Raw genomic sequence first — 20,937 nt, 5'->3', positions numbered from 1 at the left:
AATGGGAAATGTATGAAGAACTGGAGAACGCTTATTCTCGGATTGGTGGTTTGCGCCAATACCGCGTTCGCAGCACCCCAAGAAGTGGATAAAGTCGCCGCCGTCGTGGATAACGGCGTAGTGCTTGAGAGCGACGTTAACAGTCTGTTGCAGTCGGTGAAGCTCAACGCGCAACAGGCCGGCCAGCAATTGCCGGATGACGCTACGCTGCGTCACCAGATCCTCGAACGTCTGATTATGGATAACATCCAGTTGCAGATGGCCAAGAAAATGGGGATCGCCGTTTCCGATGCCGATCTGGACAAAGCCATCGGCAATATCGCCGCACAGAACAAAATGAGCATCGACCAGATGCGCAGCCGCCTGGCGTACGAAGGGCTGAACTACAACACCTATCGTTCCCAGATCCGCAAGGAAATGCTGATTTCTGAAGTGCGCAACAACGAAGTGCGCCGTCGCGTCACGATCCTGCCTCAGGAAGTCGACGCACTGGCAAAACAGGTTGGCGCACAGAACGGCAGCGATACCGAGATGAACATCAGCCATATCCTGATCCCGTTGCCGGAAAACCCGTCGCAGCAGCAGGTTGACGAAGCGGAAGCCCTGGCCAAAAAGCTGATGGGTGAAATCAACGGCGGCGCCGATTTCGGCAAACTGGCGATCTCTTATTCTGCCGACTCACAGGCGCTGAAAGGCGGCAACATGGGCTGGGGCAAGCTGCAGGAAATACCTACCCTGTTTGCCGAAAGACTGGCTAGCGCCAAAAAAGGCGACGTGGTCGGCCCGATCCGCTCCGGTGTCGGTTTCCACATTCTGAAAGTGAATGATATCCGCGGTGCCAACCAGTCCGTGTCCGTCACCGAGGTTCATGCACGCCACATTCTGCTGAAACCTTCCGTGGTGCTGACCGACGATCAGGCTCGCGCCAAGCTTCAGGCAGTAGCCGAAGCCATCAAGAGCGGTAACGCCAAGTTTGCTGACGAAGCCAAACAGCTGTCTCAGGATCCGGGTTCTGCGTTGCAGGGCGGCGATCTGGGCTGGGCTTCTCCGGACATTTACGATCCGGCCTTCCGCGATGCGTTGATGAAGCTAAACAAAGGCGAAGTCAGCAAACCTGTGCACTCCTCCTTCGGTTGGCACCTGATTCAGTTGCTGGATACCCGCCAGGTGGACAAAACCGACGCCGCGCAGAAAGATCGCGCTTACCGCATGCTGTTCAACCGCAAGTTTGCTGAAGAAGCGCAGACCTGGATGCAGGAACAACGTGCACAGGCTTACGTGAAGATCCTCGACGGTAATGCACAACAATAATCGCATAGTCATCACCCCCGGCGAGCCTGCCGGGGTTGGGCCGGATTTAGTGGCAGCGCTGGCGCAACAGGATTGGCCTGTTGAACTGGTGGTGTGCGCGGATCCGGCCTTGTTGCTTGAGCGCGCCCGGCAGTTGAATCTGCCGTTGCAGCTTCGCGACTATCAGGCGGGCCAACCCGCCCAACCGCAGCGTGCAGGTACGTTAACGGTGCTGCCGGTAGCAACCGCCCAGCCGGTGGTCGCGGGCGAGCTGAACGTGGGCAACAGCGCCTATGTGGTGGACACCCTGGCACGCGCCTGCGATGGCTGCCTGAACGGCGAGTTCGCCGCGCTGATTACCGGCCCGGTGAACAAAGGCGTGATCAACGACGCCGGCGTGCCCTTTATCGGCCATACCGAATTCTTTGCCGATCGCAGCGGTTGCGAACGCGTAGTGATGATGCTGGCAACCGAAGAACTGCGCGTAGCGCTGGCGACCACTCACCTGCCATTATTGGCGGTGCCGGGTGCCATCACTCGTCAAAGCCTGTTCGAAGTCATCCGCATTCTCGACCAGGATCTGAAAACCAAATTTGGCATCGCCCAGCCGCAGATTTATGTCTGCGGGCTGAACCCGCACGCCGGGGAAGGCGGCCATATGGGGCGCGAAGAGATTGATACCATCATCCCGGCGCTCGATGCGCTGCGGACTGAAGGTATTCATCTTATCGGCCCGCTACCTGCGGACACCCTGTTCCAGCCCAAGTATCTGCAACATGCCGATGCGGTGCTGGCGATGTATCACGATCAGGGTCTGCCGGTGCTAAAATACCAAGGGTTCGGCCGGGCGGTAAATATTACCCTCGGTTTGCCTTTTATCCGTACCTCGGTCGACCACGGTACCGCTTTAGAACTTGCAGGCACCGGCACCGCCGATGCGGGCAGTTTCAAAACGGCCTTGAATCTCGCCATTAAAATGATAATTAATTGTAATGAATAATAAAGTCCACCAAGGGCACTTTGCCCGCAAACGCTTTGGACAGAACTTTTTAACCGATCAGTTTGTCATCGATAGCATTGTCTCCGCCATTCACCCGATGCCGGGTGAAGCGGTGGTTGAAATCGGCCCCGGCCTGGGTGCACTGACCGAGCCGGTAGGCGCACGCATGGACCGCATGACGGTGATTGAGCTGGACCGCGATCTGGCGGCCCGCCTGGCAAACCACCCGCAGCTGAAAGACAAACTGACCATTCACCAGCAAGATGCCATGACGGTGAATTTCGCCGAGATGGCCGAGCAGGCCGGCCAACCGCTCCGCGTGTTTGGCAACCTGCCGTACAACATTTCGACGCCGCTGATGTTCCACCTTTTCAGCTATACTCAGGCCATTCGCGACATGCACTTTATGTTGCAAAAAGAGGTGGTCAACCGCCTGGTTGCAGGCCCGAACAGCAAGGCCTACGGGCGTTTGACGGTGATGGCGCAGTATTACTGCAACGTGATTCCGGTGCTGGAAGTGCCGCCCACCTCGTTCACGCCGGCGCCGAAAGTGGATTCCGCCGTGGTACGTCTGGTGCCGCACCAGGTGAACCCAAACCCGGTGGGTGATGTGCGTATGCTTAGCCGCATTACCACTCAGGCATTCAACCAACGCCGGAAAACCGTTCGCAACAGCCTGGGCGATCTGTTCACCCCAGAGCAGTTGACGGAATTAGGTGTCGATCCGACGTTAAGAGCAGAGAATATTTCTGTGGCGCAATACTGTAAGCTGGCTAACTGGCTTTCAGCCAACCCCACGCCGCAGCAATAAGGAGTAGTGGTCATGATTGATTCGCCCCGTGTATGTATTCAGGTACAAAGTATCTACGTGGAATCACAGTCGATACCTGAAGAAGAACGTTACGTCTTCGCTTATACCATCACCATCCGCAACCTGGGGCGTTTCAACGTGCAACTGCTGGGGCGTTATTGGCTAATCACCAACGCCAATGGCCGCCAAACCGAAGTTCAGGGCGAAGGCGTGGTCGGCGAACAGCCGCTCATTCAGCCCGGCGGTGAATTCCAATACACCAGCGGTGCGGTTCTTGAAACGCCGTTGGGTACCATGGAAGGCCATTACGAGATGGTTGATCATCAGGGTCAGCCATTCCGCACTGCCATTCCCGTGTTCCGCTTAGCTATCCCAACGCTGATTCACTAACTATGTCGACATATCTTATCGGCGACGTTCATGGTTGTTTTGATGAACTTCAATCGCTATTGGCCCAGGTGGCTTTCGATCCTCAAAGCGACCGACTGTGGCTGACCGGCGATCTTGTCGCCCGCGGCCCCGGTTCGCTGGACGTGTTGCGCTACGTGCGTTCGCTTGGTCCTGCGGTACGCATGGTGTTGGGCAACCACGATCTGCATCTGCTGGCCGTCTATGCCGGTATTAGCCGCAACAAACCCAAAGACCGCATTACCCCGCTGCTGGAAGCTCCGGATGCCGATGAGCTGATCAACTGGCTGCGCCGTCAGCCGGTGCTGCAGGTGGATGAGGAACTCAAACTGGTGATGGCGCATGCCGGCATCACGCCGCAGTGGGATATTGAAACCGCCCAACTGTGCGCCCGCGAAGTCGAAGCGGTACTGAGCAGCGACAGCTATCCGTTGTTCCTGGATGCCATGTACGGCGATATGCCGAACAACTGGGCCCCGGAACTGAGTGGGTTGGCGCGCCTGCGTTTCAGCACCAATGCCCTGACGCGCATGCGCTACTGTTTCCCGAACGGCCAGCTCGACATGATCTGCAAAGATGCGCCGGGCACCGCCCCTGCGCCGCTGAAGCCCTGGTTTGAATTGCCGCGTTTAGTGGACCCTGAATACACCATTATCTTTGGCCATTGGGCATCGCTGGAAGGTAAGGGCACGCCAGAAGGCATTGTCGGCCTCGATACCGGCTGTTGCTGGGGAGGCGATCTGACCATGTTGCGCTGGGAAGACCAACAGTACTTCACTCAACCTTCGAACCGCCGCGATATACTCGACAACGCGAATACGCTAGCAGCGTCATAATAAAACCGGGGCGGTTCGACGCCGCCCCGGCCTTTTCCGTTTAAGCTTAAGCGCCAATCACCCCGCCATCCTCACGCGTAATCATCAAGACTGACGAACGCGGACGCGGGCTGTTGTTCGGGAAATGAGAGTCGCCTTCTTCACCCGGATGCTGCACGTTGACGAACATCGTCTTGTAATCCGGCGTGAAGGTGATGCCGGTCAGCTCGCACGATTTCGGCCCAACCATAAAGCGGCGGATTTCACCGCTCAGCGGGTCCCCCACCAGCATTTGGTTATTCCCCTGCCCGGCATAATCGCCCTTGTTGCTGTACTTGCCGTCGGTGAGGATCCACAGGCGCCCAGCCTTATCAAAACCCAGCCCATCCGGGCTGTTAAAGGTATTATCTGCGGTGATGTTCGGCGTACCGCGATTGACCCCTTCCGGATGCGCGATCGGGTTGCCGCACAGCGCATAAATATCCCAGGTAAAAGCGGCTGCGGTGGCGTCGCCGCCCTCATCCCAGCGGATAATCTGGCCGTAAACATTGTTCGGTCGCGGATTGGCGGCGTTCAGCGGCATGCCTTCTTCGCCGCGCTTGCTGTTATTGGTCAGCGTGCAATAAGCGCGCCCGTCATGCGGGTTCACGGCGATCCATTCAGGGCGATCCATTTTGGTTGCCCCCACCTGCGCCGCTGCCTTGCGCGCGAAGATCAACACTTCCGCCTCATCACGGAAGCCGTTTTCCGGCGTCAGGCCATTTTTGCCGAATTCCAGCGCAATCCAGCGCCCAGTCCCTTTCAGCGGCGTACCGCCGGCGTCACCGTCAAACTGCGCCACATACAGCGTGCCTTCATCCAGCAAGCTGCGGTTATTGGCCGGATTGGCGATGTCTACCAAGCCTTTAGAGACGTACTTGTAGATATGCTCGCCACGCTCGTCGTCACCCATATAGACCACCAGACGCCCATCTTTAGCGACGGTCACCGCGGCATTTTCATGCTTGAAGCGGCCCAGCGCAGTGTGTTTGATTGGCGTTGACGTAGGGTTCATCGGGTCGATTTCAACGATCCAGCCGTGGCGGTTGAATTCGTTCGGGTTCTTCGCCACGTCAAAGCGCTCATCATAGTCCGGCCAGTTGCGCTCAGGTTCGCTGACCTTCAGCGTATAGCGCTTCTGTTCTGCCGTAGTTTGATACTCGGCCTGATGGGTGCCGAAATAGGTATCGAAATTCTCTTCGCAGGTCAGGTAGGTGCCCCAGGGCGTTTTGCCGTTAGCGCAGTTGCCGAAAGTACCCAATACTTTGCGCCCGGTGGGATCGGCCGCGGTTTGCAGCAGCGGATGGCCGGCGGCCGGGCCGCTGAACTGCATTTCGGTGTTGGCGGTGATACGGCGGTTGTAGCGCGAAGGGCGCTCCACCTCCCAGCGTTGGCTATCGCCGGCGCGCTTCACCGCCACAATGGAAACGCCATGCGCCGCCTGGGATTTACGTACGTCCTCCAGGCTGGTGGCCTTGCTGCCGCCATGGGCGAACAGGTACTGCTCATTCACGTATTCGTTGTTGATGGCCATCACGCCGTGATTGTCATCAATCGGGAAGAAGCTCATGCCGTCATTGTTGTCGCCAAACTGCTTTTCCTGATCGGCGGCGCTGTTGTTGCCCTGGGCATCAAAAGCGGCGGCGCCCTCCACCAGCGGCTCCCCCCAGGAGATCAACACCTCGGCGCGATACCCCGGCGCAATCACCACTTCGTCGGCGGTGGAGGCTGCAATGCCTTTAAAGCCCAACAGCTTGTTCGGCGGCAAATCCTCGGCCAGCGCCTCGGCGGAAACCGTCCAGATGCCGCCGCCAAGGAATCCCGCCAGGCCAACAGCGCCTGCGCTGCCGAGCAGCAGTTTGCGACGGGTGGGATCGGTCAGGCGGTCGGCGTCTAGTTGCTCAATTTTGCTCGTCATGTGTCTGCTTCCTTTTTAAATGGCGCCGCGATCAAGATTCACCAGAGTTGCCGGGCGCTCGAAGTTGAGCTTCATACTAATCAGGAAGTGTGACGAAAATGTTACAACTGAGCGGCGCAAAAACGACAAAGGGCACAATCTCTTGTGCCCTTTGGAAGGAGGTGGCTAACGCACGAAAATCAACGGCGTTCTAAAATCTCAAAGCAGTAGCTGTGAGAGTTCAGCTCGTCAGCATCGTGGAATTCGCTGAACGAAGTTTCCCATTCGTCCGGCTCGTAGTCCGGGAAATGGGTGTCGCCACCGACTTCGGCGTCGATATGCGTCAGATACATACGGTCAGCACGCGCCAGGAACTGGGTATAGATATGCCCACCGCCCATGACCATGACTTCTTCCACATCACCGGCCGCAGCCAGCGCTTCGTCCAGAGACGTAGCCCAGGTTACCCCGGTTTCACTGCCGGGACGGCTGCTTAAAACGATGTTATGGCGGCCCGGCAGCGGGCGACCAATGGACTCGAACGTTTTACGGCCCATAATGACCGGTTTATTCAGCGTGTTACGTTTAAACCACGCTAAGTCCGCCGGCAAATGCCACGGCATGGCGTTTTCCATACCAATAACGCGATCCGCCGCCAAGGCAGCGATCAGGCTGATAATCATTGTTAAACCCTGTGTAGGCAGCAAAATTGCTCACACTATACGTAAAGGCCTATCCGTCGTCGATAGGCTAATCAAGCAAGATGAATATATAAGATAGCTCTTATCAGTATATCTAATAACCAGCGTTTACGGCTGCCGGGTTTCATACCCCTGGACGTTTTCGATACAGCCACAACCCCGGCAATGACAGCCCTATCGATAGCGCGCCGACGATGAAACTGGCCTTGAGAAAATTGGTGACCATGGTTTCCATCAAGGCTTCGCTATAGCCCAGATGCGAAATCTCCACCACCGTGATCATCGCGGTATAGGCGGAAATGCCGGGGAACATCGGGATCACCGCCGCTACGGTAAAGACCTTCGGGTGCGCCAACAACCAGCGCGACCAATAGATGCCGATGATGCCGATCAAAATCGCCGCCAGCAGCGACGCCCACTCGATATTCATGCCGGCGTGTATCATCAACATGCGCGAACCCCGGCCCACTGCGCCGAGCAGGGCGCAATAGCGCAGCGCGCGCAGCGGCACGTTGAACACCATGGCAAAACCCAGCGCCGGCACCGCCGCCAGCAGCATTTCCAGCAATAAGGCCCACAACAGACTCATGACCACCCCCGCAAATCCCACAGCGACATCGCCATCACCACGCCGATACAGGTAGCCAACGTCAGCAGACTGGCCATAGCCCAGCGCGCCAATCCGGTATTCACATGGCCTTTAAACATGTCCGCCACCGCGTTGATCAGCGGGAATCCCGGCACCAGCAGCAGCACGCTGGCGGCCATCGCCACGCTGGAGGTGTCGCTGAACACGGGTAACCGCAGCAACAGGCCGGAAACCGAAGTAGCGACAAACGCCGTCAGACAAAAGTTGATCAGCGGATTCATATGGCGGGCAGTGAGCATCTGGCGTACCAGCATCGCCACGCCGCTGGCGATAAAGGTGACCATGAACGCATCACCGCCGCCGCCGTTGAGCATGCTGAAACAGCCACACGACAGCCCCACCATCACCACCACCAGCCAACGCGGGTAGCGCAGCGGGCGAATTTTCTCGAAACGCCGGGCAACATCGCGCGCATCCGCCAGCCGGTGCTCCGCCAGAATGACGATATGCTGTACCTCGGTCACCATCTGCATATTGATGCCCCGATCGATGTTCTTGCGCGTGGTGGTCAGGCATTCGCCATGGCTGATGGTCGTCAGCACCACCGCGTTGGCCGAGATGGAGCTTTCCACGCTGTCCATGCCCAGCGCTATGCCCAGCCGGGTCGATAACTGTTCCACCACCATGCTTTCAGCGCCATGCTGCAACAGCAGCAAGGCGCATTGAATGCACAGGCGGGTGATTTCACGCTGTTGCCGGTGCGGCTCCGGCATATCGGTCGTTGTGGTTTGATTCATAATGTCCCGTGGTGTGCGCTGAATAAAAGTTCATCATATTGCCTAACGGGGTCCCAATGGGTTGATGCTAATCAGGAGAAGCAGCGTTATTATCAGCGCAATTACGCCTTTTGTGCAGAGACTCGAAACCATGCTTGAAACTTCGCTGTTCGTCGCCGGTATTGTCGCCCTGGGCATGCTGTCGCCCGGCCCGGACTTTTTCCTGGTGATCAAGAATGCCGCTCGCTATCCGCGCCCCGCAGCCATGATGACCGCCCTCGGGGTGATCTGCGGCGTCGCGACCCACATGTCTTACTGCGTTGCCGGGTTGGCGGTGGTGATCACCACGACGCCGTGGCTGTTCAACGTGCTGAAATATGCCGGTGCGGTCTACCTGATCTGGGTGGGCATCCAGGCGCTGCTGTCGCGCGGGGGCAGCAAGATGAACGTCAGCCACCTGCCGCAGCAGCAGGTGAGCCTGAAAAGCGCTTTTGTACAAGGCTATCTGTGCAATCTGCTCAATCCCAAAGCCACGTTGTTCTTCCTGGCGGTCTTCACTCAGGTGTTGCAGATCGACTCCGGGTTGAGCGAAAAACTGTGGTATGCGGGGATTATCCTGGGCCTGTCCGCCGTCTGGTGGCCGCTACTGGTGTTCTTGTTCCAAAGCGGGCCGGTACGTCGCGGATTGGAAAAAACGCAGAAGGTGGTCGACAAGCTGCTGGGCGGCATGCTGATTGCTCTGGGCATCAAGGTTGCTCTGAGCTGATGTAAAAAAAGGGCGCAGTGCTGAACTGCGCCCCCAGCGTTAGCCTTTGGCTTCCACCACGTCGTCTTCCGGTGCCTTGCCGTCGATGCTGCCGCGCCAGCCGGTTTGCTGCACCCGCGCCAACCGATTCTGATCCTGCTCGATGGCCGCGCTGAGCATTTCCTTAGCCCGCTGCAGGCTGGCGATGCGGAACTCGGTATCCTGGTAATTCTCCAGCGTGTTTTCCAGCATCTTTAGGTTGTAACGCCGGAAAGTATCCGCTTTCTCACGCGCCTCGTAGGCGTCCAGCCCCAGTAGCTCCAGTGCCTCACGGCCAATGCGCAGCGAACTTTCGAAGGTTTCACGCTCCGGGCTTTCCACCCCTAACTGCCGAAGCTGATACCAGTGATCGACATCGCGCGCGCGCGCCACGATTTTCAGGTGCGGGAAGTGTCGCTTGGCCAGTTCGGTCAGTTGCAGGTTGGCTTCCACATCGTCGATGGCATTAATCAATACCTTGGCGTGCGCGGCACCCGCCGCCTCCAGCAGATCGGCACGGGTTGCGTCGCCGTAAAACACTTTAGTGCCGAATTTTCGCAGCGTTTCAATGTGGTCAGGATCATGATCCAACACCACAGTGTGGACACCGTTGGCCAACAGCAAACGGCCGGCAATCTGGCCGAAACGACCGAAACCGGCGATGATCACGCTGGCGTTTTCTTCATCAATCACATCCGCCGGGCGTTCATCCTTCGGCGCATTTTTCTCCAGCCTTGCGGCCACCACCAGTAACAGCGGCGTCGCCGCCATCGACAAGGCTACCGCCAACGTCAGCGATTTGGCCCAGTCCGGTGGTAACACGCCGGCCAGCTGCGCAGCACCGAAGATCACGAAGGCAAACTCACTGCCCTGGCCAAGCAGAATGGCAAACATGCCGCGCTGGCGTTTTGGCACGCCCAGCCACGGCCCAATCAGCCACAGCAACGCCGCCTTGATCAGCATAAATCCCAGCAATAGCGAGGCAATCAGCAACGGGTGATGGAACAGGGTGCCGAAGTCGATCGACATACCGACACCGATAAAGAACAACCCAAGCAACAGGCCCTTGAAGGGTTGAATGTCGCTTTCCAGCGCATGACGATATTCCGAACTCGCCAGCAGAACTCCGGCGAGGAAAGCGCCCATCGCCATCGACAGGCCGGCCATTTCCAGCAGGATGCCAAAACCGAACACCAGGAACAGCGCCACGGCGCTGAACACTTCACGCATACCCGAACGAGCGACAAAGTGCAGCAACGGACGGGTGACATAGCGCCCAAGCAGCACCACTATCGCCAGCGCGCCCACCACCTTCGCCGCAGACAGGGCGAACGCGCCCAACGTGGTGGTAGCGCCGCTGCTGGCCAGCAAAGGGATCATCGCCACCAGCGGGATCGCCGCGATATCCTGGAACAACAGCGCCGCGAACGAGCTGCGGCCAATCGGCGCCGGCGTCAGGTTACGCTCGCTCATCGCCTGCATGGCGATGGCGGTAGAAGACAGCGCCAGCGTCAGGCCAATCAGCAGCGCCACCTTCCAGTCCAGCCCGAGGAAGTAACAGAAGGCGCTCAGCGCCAGCCCACACCCCACCATCTGGATGCTGCCGCCGCCAAACACCGAGGCGCGCAGCGTCCACAGGCGTTTAGGATCCAGCTCCAGCCCGATGATAAACAGCATCAGCACTACGCCAATCTCGGCGAAAGTCAGAATAGACTCTGCGTCGGAGACCAGCTTCAGCCCCCAGGGGCCGATAATGCAGCCGGCGATCAGGTAGCCGAGCACCGAGCCCAGTCCGAGACGCACTGCGATAGGTACGAACAGCGCGGCCGATCCGAGATAGATCAGCCCCTCAATCATCATCTTGTGATTATCCATGGCCGACTCCCTGATCCGCAGGCTCACTGTGTTCCATCAAATACTCAACCAAACGCTGGCGGTAAGCCTCGCCGGCGGCAATCAGCGCCGGCTCGTTACAGGTAAAAGTATTATGCACGGCAAAATACGGTTGCCAGTTCATGCCGCAATAGAGCGCGGTCGCCTGCAGCGGCTGCCCCAATACGGCGAAATTTGGGTAATCGCCCAGTTCGAAATGATGCTCGTCCCCGCCGCTGGTGACTGCCCACAGGCAATCTTTGCCCACCAGCGCATCGCCGTCATGGCCGTAAGCCCAACCGTGCTCCAGCACTTTGTCGATCCACAGTTTCAGCAGCGGCGGCAGGCTGTACCACTGCATGGGATGCTGGAACACCACCATGTCGGCGCGCTCCAGCGCACGCTGCTCGGCGTTGATATCGATGTTGAAGTCAGGATACAGCTCATAGAGCGAACGAACTTCCACATCAGGAATGTCTTTTACCGCCTGCAGCAGACGGTGATTGGCATGAGAATGCCGGGGATACGGGTGAGCGTAAATAATCAGAATCATGGGGGGTCGTCGTTCCTTCGTTCCGTGCAATACATCAAGCATATACCAATCACACAGCGTGACAGTTTGCTGAATGATTGATAGCGGAAATTTCTAATTCAAGGCAACAAATTTGCTGAACAAGATAAAAAAATAAGGGCGCTGCATATGCAGCGCCCTCTGGCATTACGGCATCACTGAATTACTTGGTGATGCGAGCATGCAGCTCCTGCACTGAGGTAACTTGCTCGGTCGGATCCGCTTTCAGCGCCATCGCGGTGGCAAAGCCGCCGTTCAGGGTGGTGTCGTAATGCACCTTGTACTGCAGCGCGCTGCGGCGAATCAGCTTGGAGTCCTCAATCGCCTGGCGACCGGCCGTGGTATTCACGATGTAGGTGTACTCGCCATTCTTGATACGGTCCTGAATGTGCGGACGGCCTTCATGCACCTTGTTGACCAGACGCGGGTTAATGCCCGCCTCGCCCAGCACGACCGCAGTGCCGTGGGTCGCGTCCAGCTCGAAGCCCTGTTTCAGCAAACTTGCCGCCAGATCCACCACGCGGGCCTTATCGCCTTCACGCACCGACAGCAGCGCACGGCCTTGTTTCTTCATGCCTGACTGGCTGCCGAGCATCGCCTTGGAGAAGGCTTCCGCGAAGGTGCGACCAACGCCCATCACTTCCCCGGTAGAACGCATTTCCGGCCCCAGAATCGGGTCGACGCCAGGGAACTTGTTGAACGGCAGCACCACTTCTTTCACTGAGTAGTAAGGCGGGATAACTTCTTCCGTTACGCCCTGCTCGGCCAGCGTCTTGCCCGCCATGACCCGTGCGGCTACCTTGGCCAGCGGCACGCCGGTGGCTTTGGAAACGAACGGCACGGTACGTGCGGCACGCGGGTTGACTTCAATCAGGTAGACTTCGTTGTTCTTCACCGCGAACTGTACGTTCATCAGACCGCGCACCTGCAGCTCGAACGCCAGTTTCTCGACCTGCTGGCGCATCACATCCTGAATTTCTTTGCTCAGGGTGTAAGCAGGCAGTGAACAGGCGGAGTCACCGGAGTGCACGCCAGCCTGTTCGATATGTTCCATGATGCCGCCAATCAGCACGCGCTCACCGTCGCAAATGGCATCGACGTCCACTTCTACCGCATCATCCAGGAAGCGGTCCAGCAGCACTGGCGCGTCGTTGGAGACGCTGACGGCGTTCTGGAAGTAACGGCGCAGGTCGATTTCGTCGTAGACGATCTCCATCGCACGGCCGCCCAGTACGTAGGAAGGACGCACCACCAGCGGGTAACCGATACCGGCCGCTTTCTCTACCGCCTGTTCGATGGTGGCAACGGTGGCATTGGCCGGCTGTTTCAGGCCCAGGCGGTGTACCGCCTGCTGGAAACGCTCACGGTCTTCGGCACGGTCAATCGCATCCGGGCTGGTACCGATAATCGGCACGCCTGCTGCTTCCAGCTCACGCGCCAGCTTCAGCGGAGTCTGGCCGCCGTACTGCACGATAACGCCTTTCGGCTTCTCGATGCGCACGATTTCCAGCACGTCTTCCAGCGTAACCGGCTCGAAATACAGGCGGTCGGACGTGTCGTAGTCGGTGGAAACGGTTTCCGGGTTACAGTTGACCATAATGGTTTCGTAACCGTCTTCGCGCAGCGCCAGCGAGGCGTGCACGCAGCAGTAGTCGAACTCGATGCCCTGGCCGATACGGTTCGGACCGCCGCCCAGCACCATCACTTTCGGACGGTCGTTGGTCGGGTTGGACTCGCACTCTTCTTCATAAGTGGAGTACATGTAGGCGGTGTCGGTGGCGAATTCCGCCGCACAGGTATCCACACGCTTGTAAACCGGGTGCAGGCCATAGCCGTGGCGCAGCTTGCGGATTTCGCTCTCGGCTACGCCGGCCAGCGTGGCCAGGCGCGCATCGGCGAAACCTTTACGCTTCAGGGTACGCAGGAATTCCTGGGTCAGGCCGTTGATGCCGGATTCCGCAACCTGCTCTTCCAGACGCACCAGCTCTTCAATCTGCACCAGGAACCAGCGGTCAACGTTGGTCAGGTTAAACACGCCGTCAACCGACATGCCTGCACGGAACGCGTCTGCGATGTACCAGATACGGTCGCAACCGGCATCTTTCAGTTCGCGACGGATTTTGGTCAGCGCTTCCGGATCGTCCAGGTTCACTTTCGGGTCGAAGCCGGTGGCGCCCACTTCCAGACCGCGCAGCGCTTTCTGCAGCGACTCTTGTTGAGTGCGGCCAATCGCCATCACTTCGCCGACGGATTTCATCTGGGTGGTCAGGCGGTCGTTAGCGCCGGCAAATTTCTCGAAGTTAAAGCGAGGAATTTTGGTCACCACGTAGTCGATGGACGGCTCAAAGGACGCCGGAGTGCGGCCGCCGGTGATGTCGTTCATCAGTTCGTCGAGGGTGTAACCCACCGCCAGCTTGGCGGCGATTTTGGCAATCGGGAAGCCGGTGGCTTTTGACGCCAGCGCCGAAGAACGGGACACGCGCGGGTTCATTTCGATGACGATCAGGCGACCGTTTTTCGGGTTAACCGAGAACTGCACGTTGGAACCGCCGGTTTCCACGCCGATTTCACGCAGCACCGCCATCGAGGCGTTACGCATGATTTGGTATTCTTTGTCGGTCAGCGTTTGCGCCGGAGCCACGGTGATGGAGTCACCGGTATGGATGCCCATGGCGTCGAAGTTTTCGATAGAGCAGACGATGATGCAGTTATCGTTCTTATCGCGCACCACCTCCATCTCGTACTCTTTCCAGCCGATCAGCGATTCGTCGATCAACAGCTCTTTGGTTGGCGACAGATCCAGGCCGCGCTCGCAGATCTCTTCGAACTCTTCGCGGTTGTATGCGATACCGCCACCGGTGCCGCCCATGGTAAAGGAAGGGCGGATGATGCACGGGAAGCCAACGTCAGCGGCAACCGCCAGCGCTTCTTCCATATTATGCGCGATACCGGAACGCGCAGTATCCAGGCCGATTTTCTTCATCGCCACGTCGAAACGGCGGCGGTCTTCGGCTTTGTCGATAGCGTCGGCCGTGGCGCCAATCATGGTCACGCCGAACTCGGCCAGCACGCCCTGACGCTCCAGCTCCAGCGCACAGTTCAGCGCGGTCTGGCCCCCCATGGTCGGCAATACCGCATCCGGGCGCTCTTTTTCGATGATTTTACGCACCACTTCCCAGTGGATCGGCTCGATGTAGGTCGCATCGGCCATTTCCGGGTCGGTCATGATGGTGGCCGGGTTGGAGTTCACCAGAATGACCCGGTAACCCTCTTCGCGCAGCGCTTTACACGCCTGGGCACCCGAATAGTCGAACTCACACGCCTGGCCGATGACAATCGGGCCAGCGCCGAGGATCAGGATGCTTTTTATGTCTGTACGTTTTGGCATTTTTTTACTGCTCCTGATTATTTGGCGTTAGAACGGTAAGTCTCGATCAGTTCGATAAAGTGGTCGAACAGCGGCGCGGCGTCGTGCGGGCCTGGGCTGGCTTCCGGGTGGCCCTGGAAGCTGAACGCCGCTTTGTCGGTGCGGTGAATGCCCTGCACCGTGTGGTCAAACAGTGATTTGTGCGTTACGCGCAGTTCGGCCGGCAGGTTATTTTCGTCAACCGCAAACCCGTGGTTCTGTGCCGTGATCATCACGCAGTCGTTATCCAGATCTTTCACCGGGTGGTTACCGCCGTGGTGGCCCAGCTTCATCTTCACGGTTTTCGCACCGCTGGCCAACGCCAGCAACTGGTGGCCGAGGCAGATGCCGAACACCGGAATGTCGGTTTCCAGGAACTGTTTGATGGCGGTGATGGCGTAATCGCAAGGCTCCGGATCGCCCGGGCCGTTGGACAGGAAAATGCCGTCCGGATTCATCTTCAATACTTCATCTGCCGGGGTCTGCGCCGGCACTACCGTCAGGCGGCAACCGCGATCCACCAACATGCGCAGGATGTTGCGCTTGGCGCCGTAGTCGTAAGCCACCACGTGGAACGGCAACTCGGAGGCCGGCTTGGCTTCCGGCAGGTCGCCTTCAAGCGTCCAGCTACCCTGCTGCCAGCTGTAAGCTTCTTTGGTGGTCACTTCTTTCGCCAGGTCCATGCCTTTCAAGCCCGGGAAACCCTGCGCCTTGGCCAGCGCCAGCGCGGCGTCCGGTGAGTCGGCGGCGATGATGCAGCCGTTCTGTGCGCCTTTTTCGCGCAGCAGGCGGGTCAGCTTGCGGGTATCGATATCGGCAATCGCCACGATGTTATGACGCTTCAGGTATTCTGACAGGCCTTCTTCGCTGCGGTAGTTGCTGGCAATCAAAGGGAGATCACGAATGACAAGGCCTTGGGCGTGTACCGCGGAGGATTCTTCGTCGGAAGCATTGGTGCCGACATTGCCGATATGAGGATAAGTAAGAGTAACGATCTGGCGAGAGTAGGAAGGATCAGTGAGGATTTCTTGATAGCCGGTCATCGACGTATTGAAGACCACTTCCCCCACTGCCGTACCCTCTGCCCCGATGGCCCGACCGTGGAATTGGGTTCCGTCTTCCAGAACCAATAGCGCTGACTTAATCAAAACACCCTCCGAGGAATAATCAATCACAATATCTGCATATTAATTCAGATATCGCGATCTAAATCAATGCAAAAACCGCCCTCAAGGCCAATTTTTGGCAAATTGGGCGCATTTTAATGATGAGTGCTCCACTTGTCTACCCAAAGCGCCATTTTTTCTCTTATTTTTGCACTTCTCAACGTTTAATAGGGTCAGCAGCCATAAAAACACAGCTAAACTCGGGTGGGTAAACGGTTGCGAGGAAGAATGACAAAAAATCACCTTTCCAAAGGTCTGTTATCGGGTGAAAAGTATCTATCAGGGAAATTACTCGCCAAAAAACGAAAGCAAATAACAACAAATAAGACTTAAGTTATAAAAAACGGATCAAGCCTTAGTTTTTAATGTTAAAAAAAAGGACAATAAAATTATTGTCCGTTAATCATAGCATTATGATCAATACAACCACATCACGATGGTATTCAAATAGATTATAACTGGTCCAATCCGAGCACGTCCCGCATGTCAAATAGACCTTTATCCTGGCTATGCAACCAAGATGCCGCCCGAACCGCACCGGCGGCAAAAGTCATGCGGCTGGAGGCTTTATGGGTGATTTCCACCCGCTCGCCGATGTCGGCAAACATGGCGGTATGCTCACCGACGATATCGCCGGCACGGATGGTGGCGAAGCCTATGCTCTTGGGATCGCGTTCGCCGGTATAACCTTCGCGCGCATAGACGGCGCATTCTTTCAGGTCACGCCCCAGCGCGCCGGCAATCGCCTCGCCCATCGCCAACGCCGTGCCCGAAGGGGCATCCACTTTATGGCGGTGGTGCGCTTCAATAATTTCAATGTCGGTGTAGTCGCCCATCACCTGAGCGGCTTTTTCCAACAGTTTCAGCACCAGGTTGACGCCCACGCTGAAGTTGGCGGCGAACACGATGCCAATCTGCTGCGCGGCGGCGCGGATGGCCTCTTTGCCCGCATCGTCAAAACCGGTGGTGCCGATCACCATCGCCTTGCGATGTTCGACGCAGAAAGCCAGGTACGCCAGCGTGCTTTCCGGGCGGGTGAAGTCGATCAGAATATCGAAGTCATCGACCACCTTTTCCAGGCTGTCGCTGACGGTCACACCCAGCGAGCCCACGCCCGCCAGTTCGCCGGCATCGGTGCCGATCAGACTTGAACCCGGACGCGACACCGCAGCCCCCAGCACCACGCCCTGCGCCTGATGTACCGCCTGGATCAATTGGCGCCCCATGCGGCCGCCGGAACCCGCAATCGCAATGCGGATTTGTGAATCAGTCATGCTTGCTCTCTTCTTGATTAGACGCCTACTCCATAGGCTATAGGTTTAGGGTAACTGCCCCATAGGATCACCGCCAGAAGATTCATTTCATAATTAGAAAATTATGATATCTCCCGCTTTTCATCAGTAATGTTGTCAATGGGTTAACAACCGGTCAAATAAAACCCGTTTTTCAATTGTACATAATCATGCAAATTTGATGAGAGAAACCTGCATAAAAAAGGCGCCGCAAAGGGCGCCCTGAGGAACTCGATTACGGCTTTCAGCCGGTTAAGGCTGCCACCTCTTCGGCAATCGCCGCCAAGGCATCATGGCGGGCATAGTCGGCCTGTACCAGCGCCGCGCGTTGCCGATAAACCGGCTGCGACAGGATTTGCCGCACAGCCTGCCGCAGTTGCGCCTCATCCGGCTCGCTGGTATGCAGGTTAATCCCGCAGCCCGCGGCCACCACCCGAGAAGCCGCCTCGAGCTTATCCTCGCCGGTCCCGGCGACAATCAAGGGCACAGCATGATCCAACGCATAATTGATCGAACCATAACCGCCGTTGGTGATCAACAGCGCCGCCTGCGGCAGCCAGTGCTCGAAAGAGATAAACTCCCGAACTCTGGCGTTGTCCGGCAGTTGCGCCAACACCCCATCAACCGGGCGGCCGCCGGTGGTCGCCAGCACCCGCACCGGTAACCCGGCCAGCGCTTTTAGCGTCGGAACAATCAACTGGTGCAGATCGACATTCGCCAACGTACCCTGCGTCACGATCACCAACGGGCGAAGATCCGTTTCATCCCACTCGCCTTCGCCTTGCGGTGCCGCCGCCGCACCGCGCAACGGGCCGATAAATCGTACGCCTGCCGGCAGATCGTCACGCGGATACTCCAGCGCCGGGGTAGCCAGTTGCAAAAAGCGATCGCAGCCGCCTATCAACACATCCGTGAACGGCTGTTGCAGCGGCCCGCCGCCGGATTGCGCCATCGCGACGTTGAAGCTCTGCTGTACCTCATCGATCAAGGCACGCGTGGCTTCGTCCACCAATTGTTCACGTTGCAGTTCGCGCGGCAACAGCGCCGGGGGAATGCGTGGCCCGTAAAAGATGGAATCTTCGGACGAGAACGACAACGGCGTCACGCCAATGCCGATCACCGGCAGGCGGTCGGTTAGCTGCAACAGCGGCAATACTCCGTAGAAGCAGTTTTCCACCATCAGCAGATCGGTCGCCTCGGCGGCTATCGCCGCCCTCAGTTGCCGATCCAGCAACGGGATCGGCGCGGCGAAGAAATCTTTCAGCGCCAGCGCCATCTGTACATTGCCCGGTGGTAGCGCGGCGCGTTCGGGAAAATGCTGCTCCAGGTAGCGATAATCGAAATCCACCTGCGCATCGAAAGGCACAAACTGCGCGCCCACCGCTTCGGCGCGTTCGCGGAACAGCGCACCGGTCATCAGCCGCACCCGGTGGCCCTGCGCAATCAGGTAGCGGGCAATCCCCAGCATAGGGTAAACGTGCCCTGGGGTGGCGACGGCCGTCATCAGTATCCTTGCCATAATGTCCTGTTAAGCCTCTGCGTTGGCCGGCTTCAGCGCCAGGTTGGCGCACACCGGGTTGCTCTGAATATGCACGCGCTGCAGATGACGGGCGGAACGGGCGGTGAAACCTTCGCGTCCGTGCAACAGCGAGAAGTTATCCGCTACCACCACATCGCCCTGCTGCCACTGGTGGGCGTAATAGTGGCGCGGATCGTAGAGATGCTGTTGCAGAGTCTGATGGAAAATCTCCTGCTCTTCTTGCGGCACGCCATGATATTCAAGCGCATGCTGGTTAAGGAACTTCTTGCCCTCCGTCGGCGGTTCGTTGTAACGCATGATCACCCCGCTGCCGCTCGGATGCGTCACCACCAGCGGCGAACATACCTCGCCGCCGTAGTGAACCACTTGCTTGATCCGATAAGAAATAGACACTTTCAGCCACTGCGCCAACAACGATTCATCGGCATTGGCCAGCAGCCGCGTAGTATCGACAAAGGTGGTGCGCCCGCCCTCATCCTGCGACGGTGCCGCCACGCAGTGGAATAGCTGAAACTCGGGAATGGTCGGTTTGTACATGCCATCCCAGTGCAGCGGGACATAGCTGCTGTCGAAAATGTGATCTTTGGCGTCCGGGTGCTCCTTCACGTCCAGCACGGCGCCGAACGGCCACATCATGATCTCTCCCCAACCGCCGGCATAGCGGGTCAACACCTGAGGATCGGTAAAGCCGGAATCGAAACCGCGCAGCACCAGCAGATGGTGCCTTTGCGCCAGCGCCCGCAGCGCCGCTACCGGCAGCTCGCTGATTGGCTGTCCGGGATATTTCGGGGTCAGCACTGCGCCAAACGGGGTATTAAGCTCAATGCGGCAATTCAGTTGTTGATTGTCCATCGGTGACTCTCCTTGAAGCGAATTTGCTGCTCACACGGCAACCGTGCCGTCAAAACACGCCCGCAAACGCTGCGGGCGCAACGTGGCGTGTTACGCCACCTGAGGCTGTTCGATCAGGTAATGGCTTGGCGTGCCGCGGATCGCCACCAGTTCACCCGCCAGCTGCTGCGCGTCTTTGCGCTTCATCAGCACGAACTGGCCGTTGACGTTTGCCGCCACGCCGTGCCACGGCGTCAGCCAGTCGTCTTTGGTCGGCATCATATGGATGCCCATTTTCAGGCTGTCAGCGGGTTGCGGGTGGATAGACAGGCGTATCGCCGCCGGGAAATGTTGGGCCAGCAGGTTGCCCCATGCCCAGCTGCGCTGTATTACGCCGCAGGCACGCTGTTTGGCGTCTTTCTGCAACGCCGCATTGGAGCCGCTGTAACCCGGCAACTGGCTGTCTTCATACAGAAAACGGGTAATGGCGCGATACAGCTGCAATCCCTGCTCGTCCTGCATCAGTTGCTGCTTGATTGCCTCCTCCGGTTCGGCGTAGCCGTCGACCAGCAGTTGACGCAGCAGGTCGTAGTCGTCGGTATGTTCCGCCAGCCTTTCGACGTCACCCAGGTTGAACACGCTCAGGTGCGTCGCCCCCACCTCGTGCAACAGGTTTTCAATTTCGCGCTGATAATGGTTGATGGCATCGTCGCTGACGCGGATCAAATCACCGAACACATGACCATCAGAGCAGATCACGATATGCGCTCCCGGCGGGTAATAAAGCTGGATGCGCTGACACAGAGAATTTAGGAATATCAACGATAGCCGTTCCGCCATGTCGGGCACCGCGCCGATCACTTTATTGGTATTGGGTGATTTTGTCGGGAAGGCCGGCAGCACAAATTCGATGCGCTGATTGTTTGCAATGAATGCCCGGATACGCGGCAATTGCACCTGAGAAACGACCCGTTCCTCCTCAGTATTTGAGGTTTCAAGGCCGGGAAAGCGACGCCGATATTGTAATAACTCATGGAGAATTTTTAATGACACTGTTTCAATATAGGCAATATCCACAATTAACTCCTGTTCAGATGTGGCATAAGAATTTTATTCGCAAACGCAATAAGACTTATCAAAAAGAGGAAT

18 protein-coding genes are annotated in these 20,937 nt (G+C 57.7%); 6 read left to right on the top strand and 12 right to left on the bottom strand.

All coding sequences use genetic code 11. From position 1 onward, the window contains the following. The first annotated feature begins 12 nt into the window (after positions 1-12). Genes surA through apaH form a run of 5 tightly spaced genes read left to right on the top strand, consistent with a single transcriptional unit; the run spans position 13 to position 4,345 of the window. Positions 13-1,311: a peptidylprolyl isomerase SurA gene (surA, locus tag ACTJJ1_RS12660; RefSeq protein WP_004950078.1), complete on the top strand. Its 1,299-nt coding sequence runs from the start codon at positions 13-15 to the stop codon at positions 1,309-1,311. After that, positions 1,298-2,290: a 4-hydroxythreonine-4-phosphate dehydrogenase PdxA gene (gene pdxA, locus ACTJJ1_RS12655; RefSeq protein WP_004950076.1), complete on the top strand. Its 993-nt coding sequence runs from the start codon at positions 1,298-1,300 to the stop codon at positions 2,288-2,290. The genes surA and pdxA overlap by 14 nt, the downstream gene beginning before the upstream one ends. Then, the gene (gene rsmA, locus ACTJJ1_RS12650) at positions 2,283-3,101 is read left to right on the top strand and encodes a 16S rRNA (adenine(1518)-N(6)/adenine(1519)-N(6))-dimethyltransferase RsmA (RefSeq protein WP_004950073.1); all 819 of its coding nucleotides are present in this window, start codon (positions 2,283-2,285) and stop codon (positions 3,099-3,101) included. Before pdxA ends, rsmA begins: the two co-directional genes overlap by 8 nt. A gap of 12 nt (positions 3,102-3,113) precedes the next feature. After that, on the top strand, positions 3,114-3,491 hold the full coding sequence (gene apaG / locus ACTJJ1_RS12645) for a Co2+/Mg2+ efflux protein ApaG (RefSeq protein ID WP_004950071.1): 378 nt from the start codon (positions 3,114-3,116) through the stop codon (positions 3,489-3,491). Between the two features lie 2 nt (positions 3,492-3,493). After that, on the top strand, positions 3,494-4,345 hold the full coding sequence (apaH, locus tag ACTJJ1_RS12640) for a bis(5'-nucleosyl)-tetraphosphatase (symmetrical) ApaH (RefSeq protein ID WP_004950070.1): 852 nt from the start codon (positions 3,494-3,496) through the stop codon (positions 4,343-4,345). A gap of 46 nt (positions 4,346-4,391) precedes the next feature. Here apaH and ACTJJ1_RS12635 read toward each other — a convergent pair whose 3' ends face one another. From ACTJJ1_RS12635 to ACTJJ1_RS12620, 4 genes are all read right to left on the bottom strand, one after another. Beyond that, positions 4,392-6,281 carry a PhoX family protein gene (locus ACTJJ1_RS12635; protein WP_440833916.1) on the bottom strand — a complete coding sequence of 630 codons (1,890 nt, stop codon included), beginning with the start codon at positions 6,279-6,281 and terminating at the stop codon, positions 4,392-4,394. A gap of 179 nt (positions 6,282-6,460) precedes the next feature. Further along, positions 6,461-6,943, bottom strand: a complete 483-nt coding sequence (gene folA, locus ACTJJ1_RS12630; RefSeq protein ID WP_004950065.1) for a type 3 dihydrofolate reductase — start codon at positions 6,941-6,943, stop codon at positions 6,461-6,463. A 142-nt stretch (positions 6,944-7,085) separates the two neighbouring features. Beyond that, positions 7,086-7,550 carry a threonine/serine exporter gene (locus tag ACTJJ1_RS12625; RefSeq protein WP_004950063.1) on the bottom strand — a complete coding sequence of 155 codons (465 nt, stop codon included), beginning with the start codon at positions 7,548-7,550 and terminating at the stop codon, positions 7,086-7,088. After that, complete coding sequence (locus tag ACTJJ1_RS12620) at positions 7,547-8,347, bottom strand: threonine/serine ThrE exporter family protein (RefSeq protein WP_004950061.1); 801 nt, start codon at positions 8,345-8,347, stop codon at positions 7,547-7,549. Before ACTJJ1_RS12620 ends, ACTJJ1_RS12625 begins: the two co-directional genes overlap by 4 nt. A gap of 130 nt (positions 8,348-8,477) precedes the next feature. On the opposite strand from ACTJJ1_RS12620, the gene ACTJJ1_RS12615 reads away from it, so the two are divergent. Then, positions 8,478-9,092 carry a LysE family translocator gene (locus tag ACTJJ1_RS12615; protein ID WP_006323560.1) on the top strand — a complete coding sequence of 205 codons (615 nt, stop codon included), beginning with the start codon at positions 8,478-8,480 and terminating at the stop codon, positions 9,090-9,092. Between the two features lie 39 nt (positions 9,093-9,131). Here ACTJJ1_RS12615 and kefC read toward each other — a convergent pair whose 3' ends face one another. From kefC to pvcA, 8 genes are all read right to left on the bottom strand, one after another. Further along, the gene (kefC, locus tag ACTJJ1_RS12610; protein WP_440833913.1) at positions 9,132-10,985 is read right to left on the bottom strand and encodes a glutathione-regulated potassium-efflux system protein KefC; all 1,854 of its coding nucleotides are present in this window, start codon (positions 10,983-10,985) and stop codon (positions 9,132-9,134) included. After that, positions 10,978-11,535, bottom strand: a complete 558-nt coding sequence (gene kefF, locus ACTJJ1_RS12605; protein ID WP_041416736.1) for a glutathione-regulated potassium-efflux system oxidoreductase KefF — start codon at positions 11,533-11,535, stop codon at positions 10,978-10,980. Before kefF ends, kefC begins: the two co-directional genes overlap by 8 nt. 181 nt (positions 11,536-11,716) lie before the next feature. Further along, positions 11,717-14,941: a carbamoyl-phosphate synthase large subunit gene (gene carB / locus ACTJJ1_RS12600; RefSeq protein ID WP_004950052.1), complete on the bottom strand. Its 3,225-nt coding sequence runs from the start codon at positions 14,939-14,941 to the stop codon at positions 11,717-11,719. Positions 14,942-14,958: 17 nt separating this feature from the next. Next, complete coding sequence (gene carA / locus ACTJJ1_RS12595; protein ID WP_004950050.1) at positions 14,959-16,107, bottom strand: glutamine-hydrolyzing carbamoyl-phosphate synthase small subunit; 1,149 nt, start codon at positions 16,105-16,107, stop codon at positions 14,959-14,961. Positions 16,108-16,577: 470 nt separating this feature from the next. Then, positions 16,578-17,399: a 4-hydroxy-tetrahydrodipicolinate reductase gene (gene dapB, locus ACTJJ1_RS12590; RefSeq protein ID WP_004950048.1), complete on the bottom strand. Its 822-nt coding sequence runs from the start codon at positions 17,397-17,399 to the stop codon at positions 16,578-16,580. Positions 17,400-17,661: 262 nt separating this feature from the next. Continuing rightward, the gene (locus tag ACTJJ1_RS12585; RefSeq protein ID WP_440833909.1) at positions 17,662-18,921 is read right to left on the bottom strand and encodes a glycosyltransferase; all 1,260 of its coding nucleotides are present in this window, start codon (positions 18,919-18,921) and stop codon (positions 17,662-17,664) included. Between the two features lie 24 nt (positions 18,922-18,945). Continuing rightward, the gene (locus tag ACTJJ1_RS12580; protein ID WP_440833907.1) at positions 18,946-19,809 is read right to left on the bottom strand and encodes a TauD/TfdA dioxygenase family protein; all 864 of its coding nucleotides are present in this window, start codon (positions 19,807-19,809) and stop codon (positions 18,946-18,948) included. Positions 19,810-19,899: 90 nt separating this feature from the next. Continuing rightward, positions 19,900-20,865 (bottom strand): L-tyrosine isonitrile synthase, encoded by a 966-nt coding sequence (gene pvcA / locus ACTJJ1_RS12575; protein WP_440833905.1) that lies wholly within the window; start codon positions 20,863-20,865, stop codon positions 19,900-19,902. Positions 20,866-20,937 lie beyond the last annotated feature (72 nt).

This window comes from Serratia sp. 22264 (assembly GCF_052045345.1).
Classification (GTDB): Bacteria; Pseudomonadota; Gammaproteobacteria; order Enterobacterales; family Enterobacteriaceae; genus Serratia; species Serratia plymuthica.
This window is presented reverse-complemented; position numbering and strand designations above follow the sequence as displayed.

Excerpts from the sequence above, each read along its gene's own strand:
- surA (WP_004950078.1), top strand. The coding sequence starts at position 13 with ATGAAGAACTGGAGAACGCTTATTCTCGGATTGGTGGTTTGCGCCAAT.
- pdxA (WP_004950076.1), top strand. The coding sequence starts at position 1,298 with ATGCACAACAATAATCGCATAGTCATCACCCCCGGCGAGCCTGCCGGG.
- rsmA (WP_004950073.1), top strand. The coding sequence starts at position 2,283 with ATGAATAATAAAGTCCACCAAGGGCACTTTGCCCGCAAACGCTTTGGA.
- apaG (WP_004950071.1), top strand. The coding sequence starts at position 3,114 with ATGATTGATTCGCCCCGTGTATGTATTCAGGTACAAAGTATCTACGTG.
- apaH (WP_004950070.1), top strand. The coding sequence starts at position 3,494 with ATGTCGACATATCTTATCGGCGACGTTCATGGTTGTTTTGATGAACTT.
- ACTJJ1_RS12635 (WP_440833916.1), bottom strand. The coding sequence starts at position 6,281 with ATGACGAGCAAAATTGAGCAACTAGACGCCGACCGCCTGACCGATCCC.
- folA (WP_004950065.1), bottom strand. The coding sequence starts at position 6,943 with ATGATTATCAGCCTGATCGCTGCCTTGGCGGCGGATCGCGTTATTGGT.
- ACTJJ1_RS12625 (WP_004950063.1), bottom strand. The coding sequence starts at position 7,550 with ATGAGTCTGTTGTGGGCCTTATTGCTGGAAATGCTGCTGGCGGCGGTG.
- ACTJJ1_RS12620 (WP_004950061.1), bottom strand. The coding sequence starts at position 8,347 with ATGAATCAAACCACAACGACCGATATGCCGGAGCCGCACCGGCAACAG.
- ACTJJ1_RS12615 (WP_006323560.1), top strand. The coding sequence starts at position 8,478 with ATGCTTGAAACTTCGCTGTTCGTCGCCGGTATTGTCGCCCTGGGCATG.
- kefC (WP_440833913.1), bottom strand. The coding sequence starts at position 10,985 with ATGGATAATCACAAGATGATGATTGAGGGGCTGATCTATCTCGGATCG.
- kefF (WP_041416736.1), bottom strand. The coding sequence starts at position 11,535 with ATGATTCTGATTATTTACGCTCACCCGTATCCCCGGCATTCTCATGCC.
- carB (WP_004950052.1), bottom strand. The coding sequence starts at position 14,941 with ATGCCAAAACGTACAGACATAAAAAGCATCCTGATCCTCGGCGCTGGC.
- dapB (WP_004950048.1), bottom strand. The coding sequence starts at position 17,399 with ATGACTGATTCACAAATCCGCATTGCGATTGCGGGTTCCGGCGGCCGC.
- ACTJJ1_RS12585 (WP_440833909.1), bottom strand. The coding sequence starts at position 18,921 with ATGACGGCCGTCGCCACCCCAGGGCACGTTTACCCTATGCTGGGGATT.
- ACTJJ1_RS12580 (WP_440833907.1), bottom strand. The coding sequence starts at position 19,809 with ATGGACAATCAACAACTGAATTGCCGCATTGAGCTTAATACCCCGTTT.